Source organism: Vibrio sp. Vb0349 (genome assembly GCF_033338975.1).
Genome location: NZ_JAWOTS010000001.1, coordinates 589,032 through 609,168, shown reverse-complemented (window position 1 = coordinate 609,168; position 20,137 = coordinate 589,032). Strand labels below are relative to the sequence as shown.

At 45.6% G+C, this 20,137-nt stretch carries 17 protein-coding genes; 10 read left to right on the top strand and 7 right to left on the bottom strand.

Annotated elements, in window-relative coordinates; genetic code table 11:
- Positions 1 to 2: 2 nt before the first annotated feature.
- A complete protein-coding gene (locus tag R7Q47_RS02740) occupies positions 3 to 1,760 on the bottom strand; it encodes an SgrR family transcriptional regulator (RefSeq protein WP_248486215.1) in 1,758 nt (585 codons plus the stop codon).
- A gap of 563 nt (positions 1,761 to 2,323) precedes the next feature.
- Here R7Q47_RS02740 and R7Q47_RS02735 point away from each other — a divergent pair.
- Positions 2,324 to 2,863 (top strand): redoxin domain-containing protein, encoded by a 540-nt coding sequence (locus R7Q47_RS02735; RefSeq protein ID WP_005385152.1) that lies wholly within the window; start codon positions 2,324 to 2,326, stop codon positions 2,861 to 2,863.
- A 512-nt stretch (positions 2,864 to 3,375) separates the two neighbouring features.
- Positions 3,376 to 4,065 (top strand): hypothetical protein, encoded by a 690-nt coding sequence (locus tag R7Q47_RS02730; protein ID WP_318088580.1) that lies wholly within the window; start codon positions 3,376 to 3,378, stop codon positions 4,063 to 4,065.
- A 189-nt stretch (positions 4,066 to 4,254) separates the two neighbouring features.
- Here R7Q47_RS02730 and R7Q47_RS02725 read toward each other — a convergent pair whose 3' ends face one another.
- Together R7Q47_RS02725 and R7Q47_RS02720 are read right to left on the bottom strand one after the other, a co-directional pair.
- Complete coding sequence (locus tag R7Q47_RS02725) at positions 4,255 to 4,620, bottom strand: winged helix-turn-helix transcriptional regulator (RefSeq protein WP_005375456.1); 366 nt, start codon at positions 4,618 to 4,620, stop codon at positions 4,255 to 4,257.
- 167 nt (positions 4,621 to 4,787) lie between these two features.
- A complete protein-coding gene (locus tag R7Q47_RS02720; RefSeq protein ID WP_017635228.1) occupies positions 4,788 to 5,372 on the bottom strand; it encodes an NAD(P)H-dependent oxidoreductase in 585 nt (194 codons plus the stop codon).
- A gap of 270 nt (positions 5,373 to 5,642) precedes the next feature.
- Between R7Q47_RS02720 and R7Q47_RS02715 the strand changes: the two genes are divergently transcribed.
- Together R7Q47_RS02715 and arsB are read left to right on the top strand one after the other, a co-directional pair.
- Complete coding sequence (locus tag R7Q47_RS02715; RefSeq protein WP_005375451.1) at positions 5,643 to 5,984, top strand: ArsR/SmtB family transcription factor; 342 nt, start codon at positions 5,643 to 5,645, stop codon at positions 5,982 to 5,984.
- 85 nt (positions 5,985 to 6,069) lie between these two features.
- The gene (gene arsB, locus R7Q47_RS02710; RefSeq protein WP_005385145.1) at positions 6,070 to 7,125 is read left to right on the top strand and encodes an ACR3 family arsenite efflux transporter; all 1,056 of its coding nucleotides are present in this window, start codon (positions 6,070 to 6,072) and stop codon (positions 7,123 to 7,125) included.
- Between the two features lie 36 nt (positions 7,126 to 7,161).
- Here the strand turns inward: arsB and R7Q47_RS02705 are convergent, their stop codons facing one another.
- Positions 7,162 to 7,941 (bottom strand): AraC family transcriptional regulator, encoded by a 780-nt coding sequence (locus tag R7Q47_RS02705; protein WP_005385142.1) that lies wholly within the window; start codon positions 7,939 to 7,941, stop codon positions 7,162 to 7,164.
- A 19-nt stretch (positions 7,942 to 7,960) separates the two neighbouring features.
- A complete protein-coding gene (locus tag R7Q47_RS02700; RefSeq protein ID WP_017635230.1) occupies positions 7,961 to 8,494 on the bottom strand; it encodes a YbhB/YbcL family Raf kinase inhibitor-like protein in 534 nt (177 codons plus the stop codon).
- Positions 8,495 to 8,681: 187 nt separating this feature from the next.
- Here R7Q47_RS02700 and R7Q47_RS02695 point away from each other — a divergent pair, with 187 nt between their 5' ends.
- From R7Q47_RS02695 to R7Q47_RS02680, 4 genes are all read left to right on the top strand, one after another.
- Positions 8,682 to 9,473, top strand: coding sequence for a PhzF family phenazine biosynthesis protein (locus tag R7Q47_RS02695; protein WP_115386742.1), 792 nt, complete (start codon positions 8,682 to 8,684; stop codon positions 9,471 to 9,473).
- A 207-nt stretch (positions 9,474 to 9,680) separates the two neighbouring features.
- Positions 9,681 to 10,631 (top strand): HlyD family secretion protein, encoded by a 951-nt coding sequence (locus tag R7Q47_RS02690; protein ID WP_373417462.1) that lies wholly within the window; start codon positions 9,681 to 9,683, stop codon positions 10,629 to 10,631.
- Positions 10,632 to 10,635: 4 nt separating this feature from the next.
- Positions 10,636 to 11,562 (top strand): ABC transporter ATP-binding protein, encoded by a 927-nt coding sequence (locus R7Q47_RS02685; protein ID WP_041056887.1) that lies wholly within the window; start codon positions 10,636 to 10,638, stop codon positions 11,560 to 11,562.
- On the top strand, positions 11,562 to 12,659 hold the full coding sequence (locus R7Q47_RS02680; RefSeq protein WP_318088624.1) for an ABC transporter permease: 1,098 nt from the start codon (positions 11,562 to 11,564) through the stop codon (positions 12,657 to 12,659). The genes R7Q47_RS02685 and R7Q47_RS02680 overlap by 1 nt, the downstream gene beginning before the upstream one ends.
- Positions 12,660 to 12,768: 109 nt before the next feature.
- Here the strand turns inward: R7Q47_RS02680 and R7Q47_RS02675 are convergent, their stop codons facing one another.
- Both R7Q47_RS02675 and fdhF read right to left on the bottom strand, forming a co-directional pair.
- Positions 12,769 to 13,140: a hypothetical protein gene (locus R7Q47_RS02675; RefSeq protein WP_248486213.1), complete on the bottom strand. Its 372-nt coding sequence runs from the start codon at positions 13,138 to 13,140 to the stop codon at positions 12,769 to 12,771.
- A gap of 390 nt (positions 13,141 to 13,530) precedes the next feature.
- Complete coding sequence (fdhF, locus tag R7Q47_RS02670; RefSeq protein ID WP_248486211.1) at positions 13,531 to 17,769, bottom strand: formate dehydrogenase subunit alpha; 4,239 nt, start codon at positions 17,767 to 17,769, stop codon at positions 13,531 to 13,533.
- 315 nt (positions 17,770 to 18,084) lie between these two features.
- Between fdhF and R7Q47_RS02665 the strand changes: the two genes are divergently transcribed.
- Complete coding sequence (locus tag R7Q47_RS02665) at positions 18,085 to 18,507, top strand: hypothetical protein (RefSeq protein WP_248486209.1); 423 nt, start codon at positions 18,085 to 18,087, stop codon at positions 18,505 to 18,507.
- Positions 18,508 to 18,642: 135 nt separating this feature from the next.
- Complete coding sequence (locus R7Q47_RS02660; protein ID WP_248486207.1) at positions 18,643 to 20,034, top strand: TolC family protein; 1,392 nt, start codon at positions 18,643 to 18,645, stop codon at positions 20,032 to 20,034.
- Positions 20,035 to 20,137 lie beyond the last annotated feature (103 nt).

Sequence of the window (20,137 nt, the reverse complement as noted above, 5' to 3'; positions counted from 1 at the left end):
AGTTAATCCGCAGACCACACCGAGCGAATATCTGGCCAACCCCAGTTAGTAAGAGCGACGTCTTCTAAAACGCCTTGGAAACGCAAAGTTTGTGTATGGTGGAACATGGGTGCAATCCAGTATTCGCTGATCAACGTCGATGCAATTGGCTCCAATGCATTAAGGTAGTCCTCAAGTGGAACGAAAGATCTGACTCTCTGTAGTTGTTCATCTAACCATTTTGCGTTCTTCTCTCCCAAAGTGTGGAATAGCACAGCGTTGCTGAAGAAGTTCGTGAACGCTGAGGCATGACGATTATCATCTAGGTTTATGTTCGTTACGACCATTGTCTCATTTAGCTCACCGTTCTTAGCCTTCTCGTTCAGCTCACGGTAGGAATACATAACAATTTCTACTTTACTGCCAACACTCGCCAAACGATTAGAAATAGCCCGCGCACAGCGACGCAACGCGGTATAGTTATATCCTGCTATCGTAATGTGTTTAGGTAACTTAAGCGGCTCACTGAACGGACGGAGCACTGGCTTCCAACCTGGTAGCAGGTTATAAGCGGGTATACTCCCAAATACAATATTCTCGCGGCGCATCACTTCGGCCAAGTGCTCAGGTTGAATTAGCTCACTAATATAACGGCGCTGCGCTAAAGAGAGTTTGTGCTTAGCGTGCTGATTAAATAAGGCGAATAAGCAACCATCTTCTATTCGACTCCGCTTGCTCGCCGATGAGTTTTCTCGGTTTTGCGTCGACATATAGTGTCCACACAAATCCTCCTCGGGCGAAGTATCCCTTTGCAACGTATTTGCTGCCAATGACGGGTTCTCCATCTGCTCGTCATTAACAATCCAAATAGTCACCAAATCCGTTAGAACTCTACATGCATAGTAACCATTAAATGCTTGCAGTTTTAAACGACTTTCATTGTGCTCGACAACAGAGAATGGGCCACTTCCGACCACCAGCTTGTTATTCGCTACGTTAACTTGGCTTACTGGTTGAATGCCGTATTTCACACCAGAAATAAGTCCAGCAAAGCCCAAGTCAGCTCGATTAAGCTTAAAAACAACCTTCAATGGCGTTGGCGCAGTAATGTTAGCAACATGTGCCAATTCTTTTTCGTAATACTGTAGTGAACTCAATTTTGCAAACAAGCTAACCACTGTTTCTGCATCAATGGAATTACCATTATGAAAAGTCAGACCTGGACGAAGGTAGAAAGTCCATTCGTAGGTGTCTTCGTCATAACGCCAGTGATGTGCGAGTTCTGGTTGCACTTTCCCATTGTGATCACTCGAAACTAAGCAACAATAGATTTGCCTTAATAAGAAACGTTCGCTGCTACGCTGAAGTTGATGTGGAACGACGCGCTCAAACATTCGCTTATAGGTTAATTGAATATTGAGCTGTCCTTCTTGAACAGAAGCACCAGACGTTGTTTTTAACAAACGGCCAAATGCCATTTCGTCTTCATCTAATATCGCCAGTGCTTTTTCATACTTGCCTAACTTGATACGTTCAAGAGCCAAGCTCTCTTTTAAAACGTCTAACTCCATATTCAGAATAAGAGTCGATCGTTGGTTCCGCCCAGCTTTCGGGTGCCAGCTCAACCACGCCTTCTGCTGCATCTGCGTTAGCAGGCTACGAGCATGCCGAGAAGAAGTGAACATGATGTCGGCAATGTCCTGTAACGTGGTTTTTGTTTCATCACCAACACTAAACGAGAGTAATCGTTGGTAATAGCGAAACAAATTGAGATCAGACACTGAATCAACCTTAGATCTGTGAAGTTTGTGGATAGGAATAGTTTACTTAAGTTGGCGGTAATAAAATAAGAAAACTTCCTAATTATCTGTTCCCCTTTTCCACAATTAACCTCCAAATTCGGCTTTAAAGCCCCATATATTTACGTTATTAGGAAAAAAGCCAACAAAAGCACTCTCTTTTTTATATCCCCTTTTATACACATAATTTACTCGTCAGCTAAAGGAGGAAAAATGAAGAAGCCAATGATGGCGTACTTTTTTCAGCAACGCCTAGCTCAATCGAGTAATAAAATAGAAGTGATGACTCTGGTTTATCTTAACGATATGTTCCAGTGGTCATAGCCTAACCTCAAGCAGAACTTAGCTCCTGATACTACACCCCCACTTCGTTGTATCTTAAGTTCTGCTTTTTCATCTTTTGCACTCTACGACCTTATTGCAGGTTACTAAAAGTTAACTAGTTGAAACACCGCAAAACAGAGTCTACATTGAAGTCTCATCCCCCAATCGCTTTGTTGAGAAAGGGGCATTCATGGATATACACCACCAATTCGGGAGTCAATATGGCAACTTCAGTGAAACTTAAAGCGGGCGACAGCTTCCCTCATCTTCAAGCCACTTTGCTAGATGGTTCAAGCGTAACGTTGGGTCAGCCGCAAGGTGATGCGACTTGGCAAGCAGTATTCGTTTATCGTGGTAAACACTGCCCTCTTTGTACTAAGTACCTCAACGAGCTTGAGAGTTACAAACAGGCTTTCGCTGATGCTGGCGTCGATATTCTTGCCGTTTCTGGCGACTCAAAAGCACAGCTAGAGGGGCATCTAGAGAAACTCGAAATCAGCTTCCCTATCGCTTACGGCTTGACCGAAGAACAAATGAAAACGCTAGGCTTGTATGTATCTATTCCTCGATCTGAACAGGAAACCGATCATAATTTCGCAGAACCAGGTCTGTTTGTGGTGAATGAACACGGCGACTTACACGTGGTGGATATTTCAAACAACCCGTTTGTTCGCCCTGAGCTTGGCGCGCTATCACGCGGATTGGCATGGATTCGCGATCCAAACAATAACTACCCTATCCGTGGCACATTGGATTACTAATATCTTCTGCACCCAAGTAAACTTTCTATCCTTAAATAAGCTAGGATTCTTGCCTTAGTGAGAATAACTTGGAATGCATATCAGATCCGTGAGATCTGATATGTATCAACAAGTTGGAAATAGAGTCCTTGTTCATTATACAACGCCTTGATGAAAAACAAGATCAGTGAAGCCCAGGCTCCCCTCAAACAACGTTAGTTATTTACTTCTAAGTCACTTTCACGATAAATACATGAAATTAAGACTAAAAACTTAGACTTAACGGATATATAAATCATAACGGTACCTACACAAGTAGTTGGCTAGCGATTATTATCCTATTGCAACTCACAATTGTGCAAATCTAATAATTCATACCATAAATGAAAACATAGATACCGTAAGAGACAAAATAAAAGCAAACGATTAAATTACCAATAAAACACCGTTCAATTAAAATAAAAAACATTTCACTTTATAAAAATGTAATTAATCGTTATTTGCAATCACACATCTTAATTGAGAAATACAGTATGAATAAAATCTCTTTGCTTTATATGGCCGTTTGTATCGGATTAGTTGGATGCGGTTCAGGAGGAAGCGACAACGATCCAGCAAAAGATATACATCCCACCATTTCAAATCCGGAACAAGTCAACGCAATGACGGTGGACAAAGGTCATTTCTATTGTTCTGTAAACCAACAAAAACTGGAACACGGAGGGACATCTGCAACTATGTCCTACCTGATTGAAAAGAAAAGAAATTCTACGGTTGTCGACGATTATGAATGTACCGAATACGGTTTAAAGAAAGGTGAGTCAATTATCGTCACTAAAAGTGCAATTGAAAACTTTTCATACTCAAAACATTATAAAAGCACGAAGAAGAATGACATTAATGGGTTTAAAATCATCTACCCTACAGGGCTTACGACTCCGATTAATAAAGATTATGAAAAAATTACGATCACGTATAATACGGAGAGACCTGACGTTAACATTAAGATAATTCAATATTTTGACGAAAAGTCTAAATTATATACCATCAAAAAATATGAAAGCCATGTTAACGACAACTCACCAATAGGTTTAGTTGAGAAAGAGGAATTCGATAAATATTCCGATTTTGAAAAGAAACTGGAATTAAATAGTGTTTTTTTAAATTCAACTGAAGTGAGTGATTTATTCTACAACTTACTAATTATGACAAATAATAACTAAAAAATCAAAAAATTAAAAAGTACGATTATGCTCAAGTAGCCTCGATATGCCTGACTAGAAAGAGTACGTTGTTTTACGAAACAAATTACGATTTGAATGAAGCACATCTAAGTTACTTGGGTATAAACGGCGATGTATTGTTAATCAGCTTTCAAAAGAGAGTAACGTTTGCGATTAACTACTTTGGTCTTAACGAAGCTCAATTTGATGCTTTTCAGACCAAATTCGCAAATCATCAAGAATCTTAAGTGCGGTACGGCCGAACTCTGTTAGTTCATAGCTTACGGCAATTGGGCGGTCGCTGATCACTTTGCGCACCACCATACCTTCCGCTTCTAGCTCTTTCAGGCGTTGGTCGATCATCTTTTTACTTGCACCGCCTAGCATGCGTGCTAAGTCATTGAAACGAACTGGGCCGTCTTTCAAATGATAAATCAGAGAACCTTTCCATTTACCACCAATTAGACGCATCCCTTTCTCGATAGCACATGGCTCCGCACATACGTTCGCCACTGACTTACGACCTTTGCTATCTACACTGATTCTGCTTTCCACAATACACCTCAAGATACGCACCTAATCTAGGTAACGAAAAGTAAGCTAGATACATTTAGTGCTTTAGAGTAATAAAAACGTCACCTCGCCGCAAACAAATAAAAATGGACCGCATGCAGCAGTCCATCTCAATTCATCATTCAGTTCGCACTATCTTTCTAAAAGGATTAGAAGTTTTCGTTAATGTGCGCTTCGAAACGAACAAAATCGTTTTCGATATCTGCGTTCTTCATCACGTCGTAACAAGCGAATGTAGGCAGTGCTGACATACCAAAGAAGCGGAAGTTAGCGTGCATGTGGAACATCAAATCGTCCACGCCTTTACCTTGGAATAGGTATTCGCTCTCATCATCAAACGATTCTTCTGGCGCGTTGAATGTCAGTGACAGCATGTATTTGCTGTTGGTTTGAGTGCCGCCTGTACCATAGTTTTTCTTTGGTTCTTCTGCGCTACGGCCATCGAATGCACATAGTGCGCCGCCCATACCCGCAGTAAACACGTCGTCCATGTATTTTTTGAATGACCAAGGCACAGACATCCAGTTGATTGGGCTTTGGATGATCACGCGATCAGCCCACTCAAAGTGTGCGAGTTGCTCATCTACGTTGATCTCATCTTGCATTGTCACAACGCGAACCTCATGGCCTTTTGCTTGCAGAAGCGTCTGTGCTTTGTCGACAAGAGAAGCATTTAGACGACCTTCTGAATATGGTGATGGTTCGTGTGCATTGATGATCAGTACGTTGCTCATGGGATTACCTTTAAATAAGTTCACAAGATGACGCAGTAACCATTGTGCGTCGGATGTGGTTTATTATGGTAACCTAGAAATATAGTGCAATTAGTTAACTTTTAGTAACCTACTTAATTTTTTATTATATCACTGTTTTTAAAACATATATTTTTTCAATTTTTTATTCATCGTTATTTTACGATTAATTTTTTCATCGAGTTGTTGCATCTTCCACAGAGCAGGCGTACACTTTATCGCAATTCGACGATTAACTATTAAGGCCAGCGAATGAGTGATAAGTGCAAGGACACGTGCGAAGTTGTTTTTCAGACAACGCAACAACAGCTCGAGAAAGAACAAACTCTCGCAGCGCAAGCAAAAGCTTTGTCGCATCCAGCACGTTTGCGCATTCTGCATATCCTGCACACGCTCGATACCATGGGCGGTTGTTTGAACAGTGATTTGGTTTCTGAACTGGGTCTTGCGCAATCTACTGTTTCCGAGCACTTGCGTATTCTCAAGCAAGCAGGCTTTATCAGCGCCGAGCCAAACCCACCTAAGGTGTGTTACCGCATTCAACGCGACGCGTTTGATCAGTTCAATCTAGGATTTTCCAAGTTATTTGATTAATTCCCTTTGCACGCTGGTCAGGCGTGCAGAGATAAACTATACCTTTAACTATCGCCTTTCGACGATAAACGAATAAGAGAACACTATGACTACTCAAGTTTTAAATAGTGCCAGCGACAAAATGAGCTTCTTGGACCGTTACTTAACGGTGTGGATTTTTGTTGCAATGGCAATCGGTGTAGGTATTGGCGCAGCATTCCCTCAAGTTGCTGAGTGGAACGAGTCAATGTCAGTTGGTAGCACAAACGTACCGCTAGCGATTGGTTTGATTTTGATGATGTACCCGCCACTCGCAAAGGTGAACTACAACCTGCTAGGCACAGTGACGAAAGATAAAAAAGCAATCACGCTGTCTTTGGTCATGAACTGGATTGTCGGCCCTATTTTGATGTTCATCCTTGCATTGACTTTCCTAGGTGATCATCCGGGTTACATGGTTGGTATCATTCTGATCGGTCTTGCTCGTTGTATTGCGATGGTATTGGTATGGAACGATATCGGTGGTGGTAACAAAGAATACGGCGCAGCCCTAGTTGCATTAAACAGCGCTTTCCAAATCGTGACTTACAGTGTGATGGCATGGTTGTTTATCACTGTGTTGCCACCAGTCTTTGGTTACGAAGGTTTCGTAGTTGATATCTCGATGATGGACATCGCGGAAAGCGTTCTTATTTACCTTGGTATCCCATTCCTAGCGGGCTTCCTAAGCCGCAAATGGCTGGTCGCTGCGAAAGGTGAACAATGGTACAACGACGTATTCATCCCACGCATTTCACCAATTACGCTTATCGCCCTGCTTGCGACCATCGTACTGATGTTCAGCTTGAAAGGTGAAATGATTCTTGAACTGCCAATGGATGTATTCCGTGTAGCAATTCCACTGGCTATCTACTTTGTGTTGATGTTCTTTGTCAGCTTCTTCGTTGGTAAGAAAATGGGCATCGACTACGACAAAAACGCGTCAATTGCTTTCACGGCAACAGGCAACAACTTTGAATTGGCTATTGCGGTTTCTATCGCGGTGTTTGGCCTAAACTCAGACCAAGCTTTTGCTGGTGTCATTGGTCCGCTGATCGAAGTGCCTGTGTTGATTGCTTTGGTGAATGTAGCATTGCGAATGAAAGCCAAATATTATGGCTAACTTAAAAAGCACAAAAAATACAAAAGCGGTAAAACATTAACTCACTACCGTTTTAATATACTCGCTGGGCGTTAGGCCGAACTTACTTTTAAAGCGTTGGCTAAAACGCCCCTCTGACTGATAACCACACAACTGTGCGAGCATAGCAACGTTATACGAGCCATTTTGCATCAAGTAAAGTGCGTGATTTAAGCGCACTTCTGCCAATACTTCACGATACTGGGTACCTTCTTGTTTCAGTTTTCGTATCAATGTTGCTCGGCTCATAGCAAAGTGCCCCGCGACCATATCTAATGGATGCTCCTCCCCTGGAGAGCGCGATAAGTAACGACTAAGTTTCTGACTAAAAGAGATATGTGAACTCGAGAACAACCGATGCAATAACCCTCTCTCAGCTAGCTGCTGATATAGGCCCATAATCCAATAGCGTTGTGTCGCTTCACTTAAGCTTTCCCGCTCAAACGAAAACAAAGCATTTAACGTCGCTTGCAATGCTTTATCTGTCTCAACAACGGGTACATAGTTTCCTAATGCGTTGCTCATGCTTAGCTCCAACATTTCATCGCTAGGCACACAGTGAAAACTGAACATTCGAGAAAGAAATCGCCCTTGTAGAGGAAGATTTTCAAAATTTAGGGATGCATTTGCTTCACAAAGCATGATATTTGGATGATGGATGTCGAGTACTTCATCTTTCCAGAAAAGATGTTTACTCCCCTTAACAATCTGAATAAGGCTTGGGGAGTGAATCCTGACATTACGAAGCTTCTGCTGCTGCTCCGCACGAAACAGCGTAACCTGATATTGGTGACCCATTCTCTCCCCTTATATTCAATTATCGCGTGTAAGTCGTGGTTAATGTCGCTTTACCCAAAGCAACACTATTCAAAGTAAACCCTACAATGGCTGGTGGCGTGTTTTCATCCAAGTTCAGTTCTTCAGTTGGCAATGCCCACACCGTAAACTGGTAACGATGCATCCCATCATTCTTTGGAGGACACGCGCCGCCGAACCCCGTTGTGCCGTAGTCAATACGAGATTCTTTGCCGCCTAACTTGTTCATATCAATGCCTCGAGGTAGCTCGCTAACGGTGGATGGAATATTAAACGCTATCCAATGCCAAAAACCACTGCCTGTTGGTGCATCGGGGTCATACACGGTGATCGCAAAACTTTTTGTGCCCTTTGGAGCTTCTTTCCACATCAATTGTGGTGATTGATTCCCGCCATCACATCCCCAACCAGAGTATTCAAATGTCTTCGCCATCGGGTGGCCTTCTTGAATATCTCTACTCACGAGTTCAAATGCATGGGCAGAACCGACCGCAAAAACACTCAATACCAAAACTGACTTGTATATCGCTTTCATGTTTTTCTTCCTTTCAATGAATTCAACACTAGTCTAAATACCCAGCAGTCCGAATCCTTGTCAGTAAGTATCAAAAACCACAAAATAATCTATAATTTTGACACTTTAAGATTCTAACACAAACTTCTTACTCTCTTAATTGCACTTGGTTTATGCTAATTAATCGCTCACGGAATAAGGAAGGAAAATGGAATTGGATATCTACGTGGTGGACGCCTTCACCGATACGCAATTCAAAGGCAACTCAGCAGCGGTGATACCTTTAGAGGAATGGCTAGCCCCAGAATTGATGCAAAATATCGCGACAGAAAACAACTTGTCGGAAACGGCTTTTCTAAAATCCATTGGCGCAAACCGATATGAGATTCGTTGGTTCTCTCCGATTACTGAAATCGATTTCTGTGGACACGCGACACTGGCCTCGTCGTTAGTTCTGTTTGATGAGTTTGGCATTAATGGCACGATTGAATTTCATACTCTGGAAGTAGGAACCCTCACCGTAGAGAAGAATGCGCAAGGTAAGATCGAGATGACGTTCCCTGCTCGTCCTCCAAAAGCCGTTTCTGATATTCCCTCGGCATTGATTGAAGGCCTAAGTTGCGATGTGGAACGCGTACTGCTTAGCCCTCAAGCGTATTTTGTGGTGGTCGGCAACCAGCAGGAGGTACTTGAGGTTCAATACCGTTCAGAGCACCTCAAGACACTCGCTCCTTACGATGTGGTCGTTACCGCAAAAGGCGATCAACAAGACTTTGTATCTCGTTACTTTTGGCCTGCAAATGGTGGTGACGAAGACCCCGTAACTGGCTCGATTCACGCTGGATTAGCACCGTTCTGGACAGAAGAATTAGGCAAGACGTCACTGGTCGCTTACCAAGCTTCTCAGCGCGGAGGTATTTTGCACTGTGAAGTTACTGGCGAACAAGTAAGAGTATCTGGCGACGGCGTGCTCTACATGAAAGGCAAGATTTTTGTTTAAATGATATTCATGTAATCAACTTAAAAGAGCCAAGTAAAGCACGGCTTCCGCAGGATCAAGCCAGCTTCAATAATTAATCAATTGATGAATATTGAAGGAATTAACTTCCTAGCCGGACAAAACTGACTCACGTTACACTGAATGCAGTCCCACACTCTTCTATAGCTTGATACGATTTCGAGCTCACCTTCTTAGAGGAAGCGTCGCATGATGAAGCGAATCATTCTTTGCACCCTAGCCCTGACTCTTTTAACTGCCTGTTCCAAAGATGACGGACAGCAAGCCCTTGGTACGCTTGAGCGTGACCGCGTAACTTTTACTGCAACCTCTAGCGAGATAATTCGTGCCCTACCCATTAAGGAAGGCAGCCAAGTCACCGAAGGAGAAGTGCTGGTTCAGCTCGATACAAAGAACCAAGAAGCCGTTTTAGCTCACGCCGTTGCCGAACAAGCCAAGGCTGACGCCTATCTTTTGAAATTGACCAATGGTGAGCGACCAGAAGACATTGCCGCAGCGCAAGCTCGCGTTGCCAGAGCGGAAGCTCAATTGATTGAAGCGCAAAAGAACTACCAACGTAAAGCGGAATTAGTTCGTAAAAAGCTCATCAGCCAATCAGAAAAAGACACCGCTTTAGCAGCCAGAGATTCTGCCCGTGCAGAGCTAGACTCCTCACAAGAAGAGTTCAGCAAACTGACCGCTGGCTCTCGTCCTGAAGATATTGAACAAGCGAAAGCCGCACTCATGGCAGCAAAAGCCGATGTGGCACTGCAAGAACAGAAACTGGCAGAACTCACCATCACGGCCACGCGAGATGGCTTGTTAGATAACCTACCGTTTAACCTTGGCGAACGCGTTCCTGTGAATGGTGTGGTTGCTGTAATACAAGCCAGCCGCGTCCCATACGCTCGCGTTTATGTTCCTGCTAACTATCGAGTCGACTTTGTGCCTGGTAAAACGGTTAACGTGCATGTAGATGGCGTTGAGCAACCATATAGCGGCACCGTTCGTTGGGTAGCGACTGAGCCTTCATTTACGCCTTATTTCGCGCTTACCGAGGAAGAACGCTCGCGTTTGATGTACTTAGCAGAAGTCGACCTTCAAGACTCAGCACAACCCTTGCCTTCGGGCATTCCAGCGCAAGTGGATTTGGTGGAGTAAGCCAATGACCGAATACGCGATTCAAGCTGAAAATGTAGTGAAGAAGTTTGGTGACTTCACCGCCATCAACAACATCACGCTTAATGTGCCCAAAGGCAGTATTTATGGTTTTCTTGGCCCTAACGGTTGCGGTAAATCGACAACCATTCGTGTGTTGACTGGCTTGCTTAGCCCAAGTGAGGGCAATGTCGATGTACTCGGGCTAGAGATCCCAAAACAATCTGAGCTTCTGCGCCTCAAGATTGGCTACATGACACAAAAGTTCTCGCTTTATGATGACCTGACGGTTCAAGAGAATCTTGAGTTTATTGGACAAATCTTTGGTATGGAAACCAAGGCCCTGAAAGCTCGCATCGAAGAACAACTAGCCACCTACGGTCTCGACCAGTTGCGTAAACAGCGCGTCGGCGGAATGAGTGGCGGCCAGAAACAACGCTTGTCTCTCGCCGCAGCCACTATGCACAAGCCAGAACTGTTGTTTCTCGATGAGCCCACATCTGCGGTTGACCCAGAGAACCGACGCGATTTCTGGGAGCAGTTGTTTGATCTCTCTGACCAAGGCACGACGATTTTAGTCACAACGCACTACATGGATGAAGCAGAGCGCTGTCATCGTCTGGCTATTATGGAAGCGGGCGAAATTCGCGCCGATGGTGAGCCAGAAGAACTCATGGCGCAAATGGGCGTTAACATCGTCGAAGTCAAAGCGGATAACTTGCGCGAGCTCAAAGAGAAAGTCATTCAGCGCGAAGAAGTCCGTTCTGCCGCACAGCTCGGCATTCGCTTACGCATTTTGATCCACCAGCACATCGAACAACCGATCGAATGGTTAACCCAAACCTTTCCTGAGCTTGAGGGCTGCGAGATGAACATTGCTCGTCCTAGCTTGGAAGATGTGTTTGTCAGTGTTACGGGAGAAGGTCGCCAATGATGAAATCTATTGCCCGTATGAAAGCGGTAATGATCAAAGAGATCCGTCAGCTTTCACGTGACCGCATTACCTTTGGCATGGTCGTGATGATCCCGCTAATTCAGCTTCTGCTGTTCGGCTTCGCTATTAATACCGATATTCGCAATATTCCCGTTGGTGTCGTTGATCAAAGTGGCAGTACCGCCGGGCGCGTGATTACCGAGTCCGTTAAAGTAACGCAAGTGGTCGATGTGGTTGAAACCTTTGCTACCGCTTCAGAAGCCGAACAAGCCATTCAAGACGGTTTGGTGCGAGCGGCTTTAATTCTACCTAGCGACTTAACCCAACGTATGGTGAAAGGTCGAGAACTTGGCCAGTGGATTGTGGATGGTTCAGACACCATGATCAGTTCTGCGATTCTCTCGCTACAAACCATGCCGTTAACGGATTTTGATTTTGAGATACGTCCTGCTCCAACCAAAACCTTTGAAGTTGCGCTGTATTACAACCCGAGTCGGCGCTCAGCGGTGAACATTGTCCCTGGTTTGTTGGGCGTGATTCTAACCATGACGATGATCTTGTTCACCAGTGCAGCCATTGTTCGAGAACGGGAGCGTGGCAATTTAGAGTTACTGATTACTACGCCAATCCACTCCATAGAACTCATGGTGGCGAAGATCATTCCCTACATCTTTGTTGGTCTGATACAGGTGTTTATCATTTTAGGCTTGGGTCATTGGATATTTGGTGTACCGATAAACGGCGCCATTAGTCAGATACTGTTTGGCACGCTGTTGTTTATCGCCGCGAGTTTAACCTTAGGTTTGGTGATATCCACCATTGCGACGACGCAGCTTCAAGCAATGCAGATGACGGTGTTTATTCTTTTGCCATCGATTCTTCTTTCCGGATTTATGTTCCCTTATGAAGGAATGCCCATCGCGGCACAATGGATATCCGAAGCGCTGCCTGCCACCCACTTTATGCGAATTATTCGTGGTGTGGTGCTGCGTGGTGCAGACCTAATAGAGCTATGGCGAGATACAGTTTGGTTACTTGGATTCACCGTTATCGGCCTTATTGTCGCTTCATTTCGCTTCAAAAAATCACTCGACTAATCCCACGATATTGCGTTCATTCCTTAAAAACAAAAATAGCCCCAACGAAGGGCTATTTTTTGTTTGTGTATTCATACACTGTGCTATCGAGCTCAACTCTCAGACAATATTAATAGTACTCACCGTAGGAACAATCTCGTAAATCGGAAATATCGTAGTTTTTCAAAGAGTTTATTTTAAAGTTGAACACTACCTGTTTACAGACAACGCCTTCGCGATCCGTGTACGTGATAATACCTTCACTGTACGCTCGCTGACCATCAGAGGATGTCACGTCAGCAACAAGTTCCAAATGGCCCTTATGCGCGTCTACGCGATTCATCATCTCAAACACATCTACCCACTCTTCGCGATTTGCCATTTGTATTAGCATCGACTTCGCCTGTGTTTCCAACTGCTGGGGGTATACATAATAACGGTTGTAACCAAAGTATGCGCACATAAGTAATAAAACGAGTGCAAATGAGGTTGTTCTTGTCATACAAGCTTCCTCTTGTTGTTATAAAAATCTTGCTTCGTTAATTCAGTATAGGAAGCGAGCAAAGTTTAGGTTATAGAACTTGCCCAAATAACAGGGGACAGTCAGAGACAGTCAATTCTATGACAAGCTCAACAACAAACTTTATTGCACTCTCATCATGGGCTTGAACAAAAATACGCCACAGAGACAGTAAGAAGTAAGAAGTAAGAAGTAAGAAGTAAGAAGTAAGAAAGGAAAACTAACCGGAGCGCGGTGATAACAGAAAAGTAAAAGGAGTTTGAAGAAAAAGACAATCGAGTGAATGTAGTGAGAGCGGAAATCAAGAGTAGATTATCCGCCCATCAACTAGGCTCAAATTGTCAGTGCCCACAACAACGTGACTCGCCGAATTTAAACGTGTTGGTAACTATCTTCGAGAGACTCTGTCTGCGTTGTCTTTTCGCTCACTTCCACTTTAACCGCAGCGACCTTGAACTCAGGGATCTTCGCATGCGGGTCAGTTGCCGTTGTCGTTAGGCGGTTGACTGGCGATTCAACAAAGTGGAATGGAATGAACACCACTCCTTTTTGAATACGCTTAGTCACAAAAGCATCAATCTCAATGCTGCCGCGACGTGTAGACACCGTCAGACGCTGACCATTACTGATGCCAAGCGCTTCTGCGTCTTCCACGCTCACCATCGCACGAGGGCCAGCAAGATTATCCAACCCTTTGGTTTTGCGCGTCATGGTGCCGGTGTGGAACTGCTCAAGCACACGACCAGTCGTTAACACAAGCGGATACTCCTCATCTGGCAGTTCAGCCGCATAACGGAACGGTACGCCCACCATTTGCCCTTTACCACGAGTAAACTGGGTTTGGTGCATGATGCGAGTACCCGCAGGGTTGTTCTTATTGCTCGGCCATTGCACACCGTTTGGCGTAATGGCGTCCCAACGAAGACCCGCGTATTGAGGTGTCACACGTGCGATTTCATTTGTGATATCAGACACGCAGTGGTAATCCCAATCACTGCCCATGGCATTGGCGATTTCTTGAATAATCCACCAATCTTCTTTCGCTTCACCCGGTGCGGTTACGACCGGATTCACACGCTGAACACGGCGCTCCGTATTGGTGAAGTGACCCGCTTTCTCCGCAAACGAGCAAGAAGGCAGAACCACATGCGCGTATTGTGCAGTCTCCGTTAGGAAGATGTCTTGAACCACCAAGAAATCGAGCGCTTCTAAACCTTCAATCACATGCGCTTGGTTCGGGTCACTCAACACTGGGTTCTCACCCATGATGTACATACCACGAACATCACGATGGCAAGCCGCATCAATGATTTCTGTCAGGGTTAAACCTTGCTCAGAAGGCAGATTTGGTGCGTTCCATTCAATCGCAAACTTCTGACGCACAATTGGGTTGTATACCTTTTGATAGCCCGGGAAGCTGTTTGGCAAAGCGCCCATATCACACGCGCCTTGCACGTTTGATTGACCACGCAATGGGTTAATACCACCACCTTCAATACCGATGTTGCCACACAGTAATTGCAAGTTAGCGATAGAACGCACGTTGTCATGACCTGTCGTATGCTGAGTAATCCCCATCGAGTAGTAAACAGCCGTACGATCTGCCGTACCGATCATGCGCGCCATTGCTTGAATGTCTTCGGCTTTTACGCCCGTAACCAACTCCACTTTATCGAGGTTGTAAGCTGGCGACATCACTTCTTGCAGTAAGGTATCAAAGCCGTCGACACGTTCTTCGATGTACTCTTGATCGTACCAACCGTTCTTGATGATCTGCTGCATGACGCCGTTAAGGAGCATCACATCCGTACCCGGACGGTGCGCCATATACAGCTCAGCATGCTCTGCCATATCGACACGTTTCGGGTCAGCCACAATCAAACGTGCGCCATGGTGACGAATTGCTTGCTTGATGTGTGAAGCGATGATCGGGTGCGCCGATGTAGTATCCGAGCCAATAATAAAGATCACATCCGAGTGCTTAATACTTGGGATGTCATTGGTCATTGCACCACTACCGAGTGATGCTTCAAGACCGGTTACACTCGATGCGTGACACAAACGCGCACAGTGATCGACGTTATTGGTGCCCAGTTCACGACGGACAAATTTTTGGAACGCGTAGTTGTCTTCATTGGTGGTTTTTGCTGAAGAGAAACCCGCTAATGCGTTGCTGCCAAAATCTTGCTTGATGCCAGAGAACTTGTTCGCAATCAGTTGAATCGCCTCTTCCCAGCTTGCAGGCTGCAACCAACCATCTTTACGGATCAATGGCGTGGTAAGACGCTCTTCACTGCCAATGAAATCAAAACCAAAGCGCCCTTTCACACACAGCATGCCTTGGTTCACCGGCGAGTCACCGCCTTTCACGTAGCGAATCGTGTTGGTTGTCTCGTCCACGAACATAGTCAACTTACAGCCCACACCACAGTATGTACAAATGGTGTCGACCGCTTTCAGATCTTCAGTACGACCTTGTGAACGGTCACGACTATCGACCATCGCGCCCGTTGGACACACTTGAACACACGCGCCACATTGTACGCAGTTCGAATCGCCCATTAGGGTTAAGCCATTCTTATTACTTCCAAAGTGTGGACGATCATCAGGACGTAATGCCGGACGACCTTGTTTATCGCACACGAAGTTCAGTACACCGTGTACGGCTTTGTCGCGGCACGCTTGGATGCACTGACCACAGCTAATACAGCGGTTAGCATCAAACTCAATAAACTCAGAACTGCGGTCAACTTCGTACTTATGACGCAAGTCTTTCGCACGAAGATCTAACCAATCTTGGTGTGATTTAATCTGCAAGGAGAAGTCAAAGCTTTGCTCGGCTTCATATTCGGTGGAGTAATCACGCAGCGCACAATCGGTATTTGCCTGACAGCCACATTCAAGGCAGCGTGCAGCTTCCTTCATCGCTTCTTCGTTATCAAAGCCCAACTCGACTTCAGCGAAGCTTTGCTCGCGTTGTGCTGGAGTCAGTTCAGGCATGATAGAGCGAGCGACTTTCTGGATGTTCTCGAAGTGAAGCGGGTCGACTTGAGAGAGCTTCTTCTCTTTACGCGAGTTAAACGCCGCCTTTGGCATATCTGCCATATCGCCATTCAAAAACAGATCAATGGCTTTTGCCGCAACGCGGCCATCTCCCACGGCTTCAACTGCCGTTGCAGGACCACGGCGGAAATCACCAATACTGAAGATGTTGCCCGTGCCGGTGTGCATGGTCTTTTCATCTGCATCAGAGGTGTTCCAGCGTGTAAGCGGAATCGACAAATCTTCACCTTCGAGGAAGCTCAGGTCTGGCTTTTGCGATACTGCTGCAATCACGGTGTCGAACTCTTCGGTGAAGAACTCGCCGGTTGGTTTAGGGCTGCGACGACCAGATGCATCCGGCTCACCCAATGCCATGCGCTCTAGGCGAATCGCACTCACGCGTCCAGTTTCATCGGCAAGGTTTTCTGCAGGGTTGGTCAAGAAGTGGAATTTCACCCCTTCGTGTTCCGCTTCGACAATCTCGTAGTCTTCTGCCGGCATTTCGTCACGTGTACGACGATAAATCAACGTGGTGTCTGCACCAGCACGACGCGCAGTACGAGCACAGTCAATTGCCGTATTACCACCGCCGATCACCGCGACTTTCTGACCCGTTACATAGTTTTGCTCAGTGACGTAATCTTTAAGGTAATCAACGCCTAAGTAGCAACCTTCAAGGTCACTGCCTGTGTAATGCATTTCAACCGCTTGAGACGCGCCGACAGCTAAACACACCGCATCGTATTCTTCGCTCAATTGAGAAAGCGTGAAATCCACACCCAGCTTTTGATTAGTGTGAACTTGCATGCCATTACGGCACATCAGTTCGATTTCTTTATCGAGAATGTCTTTTGGCAAACGGTATTCAGGAATACCGTAACGCAACCAACCGCCCGCTTTTGGCATGGATTCAAAGACCGTAACGTCATAGCCTTCGTTCGATAGGTAGTAGCCAGCCGTTAGACCACCAGGACCACTGCCGACGACGGCAATGTTCAACCCTTTACTTGGTTTCTTTTCTGGTACATAGGCTTCATGCGCAGACAAATCCGCATCCGCGGCATGACGTTTTAGCTGACGAATTGCGATTGGTTCATCGACTAACGAGCGGCGACATTCGCTCTCACAAAATGCCGGGCACACACGACCAATCGATAGCGGCATAGGAAGCGTACGCTTAATCACTTCAATCGCTTTTTGATGATCGTTCTGTGCGATGTGATAAAGGTACGACTGGATATCCACGCCCGCTGGACACGCGGTTTTACATGGCGCTTCACAATCGGCGTAATGGTCCGTCATGATGCGGTTGAGTGCTTTTCTGCGGTGCTCGCTTAATTGTTCTGATTGCGTGACCACATTAAGGCCGCGGTAAACTTCGAGTTCACACGCACGCTTAGTACCGCCACTTTCGACTTCAACTACACACAAGTCACACGGTACTTTTTCATTACTTTTGTTCATTCCGCATAGCGATGGGATCTCGACCCCACACACTTTTGCTGCTTCTAAAAGGGTTAGACCCTCTTCTACAATTCTATATTTTCCATCGATGACAATTTCTATCATGCAACCCCCGCAGCAAAGCAAATCCAAATCTGCACAAGTAAAACCATGCATTCTATAAGGATAATCATTTGTAAGACAAGTTAGTGTGATGTAAAACTTATAAACCACATTTTTCACGTGTCATAAAAAGCGAGGGTTTCTTTCGCTAACTTTCAACACTCGGTGTTTAACAAACGTTTTGCTCCCTCGAAAGTGCGAAAACTGAAGGGGTGGACTATTTTGATAATAAGAGTAATAAATGATTGACCTTACCCTTAGGTTAACCTTTAGAATCGAAGGGTTTTCATCATTTTCATCAAACACATGGGAAAGGGTATGCACTTAAAATCGCTGCATACAATCTGGTTAACTCTCTTCACGACGCTAGTACTATTGGTATCTAGTGTGGTGAACAGTGAACCGTTGATGAATATTCAAATGATGTCTACTGGCATGGCTCACCATCCTTCTATGATGAGTGACAGCGAACACTGCGGTATGCCTGGCATGATGGACGTCTCCATGACTGACGGTTCTATGTCCGAAGATGGTGATGCAAGAGAAACCAGCATGAACTGTGGTGGAGGCTCCGGCATGGTTCATACCTGCTGTACTGCCGCGTGTACGATAGTTTTCGTCCCCCTACCGAATCCTGTCAATAGCCCGATGCCCGTCGTCTATCGCGCAACTATTACTCCTGAAGTTGCTTCCCCAGTCGTACACGTCAGCCGCGACCTGTACCGACCTCCTATAGCCTAAATCCGTCCTAGCATTCGACCCTGCACGTGTATCGCAGGTTGTTTTAATGCGCCTGAGCGATGAGGTAACAAGGCTTTACTGTTCCCGCAATAAAATCCGCACCTCCATCGATCCGGCGAACACTGGATTTAGATTATGGATATCAAACCATACCGCTTAGCTGCACCTATTTTTATGGTGGCTCTGGTCGCTGCGCCAACCTTGGTTAACGCCGCTGGTAAAGAGACGCACGCAGCACAAAATTCCGCATCAAGTGAGCGAGCTTCAACGACCAAACTTGCCCAACTGATCAACGTCGCTTTGAGTAACGATGGCAATCGTATGCAATACTCAGCGCAATCTGCTGCCATGCGTGAAACGGGCGTCGCGAGCGCGACCTTGATGGACCCAAAACTGAAAGTGGGTTTTGGTGGCTTGCCTGTCGACAGCTTCAAATTCGATGAAGACCCAATGACCAACATCTCCGTTGGTTTAATGCAACAGTTTGAGCGTGGCTCGACGCTTGATTTACAGCAGAAGAAAGCCAATCAACAAGCCGACGGCCTTGGGCTTCAAGTCCATGCTCGTGAGCTTGAAGTAGCCAACAGCATGACTCAACTTTGGTTAGAACTTGGTTACCAGCAACGCGCTGAACAAATCATGCTTGAGAATCGCAAGTTGATGAAGGAGATGGAAAGCTTTATTCAAACCAACTATTCGATTGGTAAGAGTGAAGCGCAAGATCTGCTCAATGCCCAGCTTCAAGTCAGCAAGTTGGATGAGAAACTGCAAGCCAACGCACAAATGCAACGTCGTCTTATCTCTCAACTCTCCGAATGGTTGGGGTCAGATTGGTTGGCAAACGAAGAGGCTCTGCACGCGAGCAATCAATTGAACTGGGACACACTGAACAGCAAACTTGCTGCCAGTCAGGGTTCCACCAAGCATTATCAGCAACTCAGCCAACACCCGATGGTTAAGATGGCCGACGTCAGCATTTCTGCCAATAAAACGCAGGTGGAAATTGCTGAGCAAGCCTACACCCCACAATTTGGCGTCGAAGTAATGTACGCCTACCGCCAAGCCGACAACATGATGGGTGAACCCGCCTCTGATTTGGTTAGCGCTTACCTCACCATGGACATTCCACTGTTCACAGGTGACCGCCAAGATCGCAATCTTGCTGCCGCTCAATACCAAGTTGGCGCGGCACAATCGCAAAAAGACACCTTACTAACGCAGATGAATGCCAAGGTGAACACTTTGCTGGTTGATCGCGGCAACTTAACCCAGCGTTTAGAACGTTATCAATCCACCTTATTGCCCCAAGCGAAAGCGCGCATTCAAGCCGTTGAGCGGGGTTATCAAAACAACACAGCGCAGTTTAACGATGTGATTTCTGCCACGACTGACGAGTTGGCTCTGCAATTAGAGCAACAACGTCTGCTGACCGATCTCAACATCGCAAACAGCAATTTAGCTACCCTACTCGGTGGTTTCGACTATCAAGTGGCCTCACCGGAAGCTCGCTCTATTTCGACATATTAATTTGTGATTCCCCAAGACAGTTGGGGCTACAGCTAGGCGGCAAACGAGAGAATCCCATGAGCACTTTCCCTAACAAACTAAGGGATCTGCTATGTGATTTGGG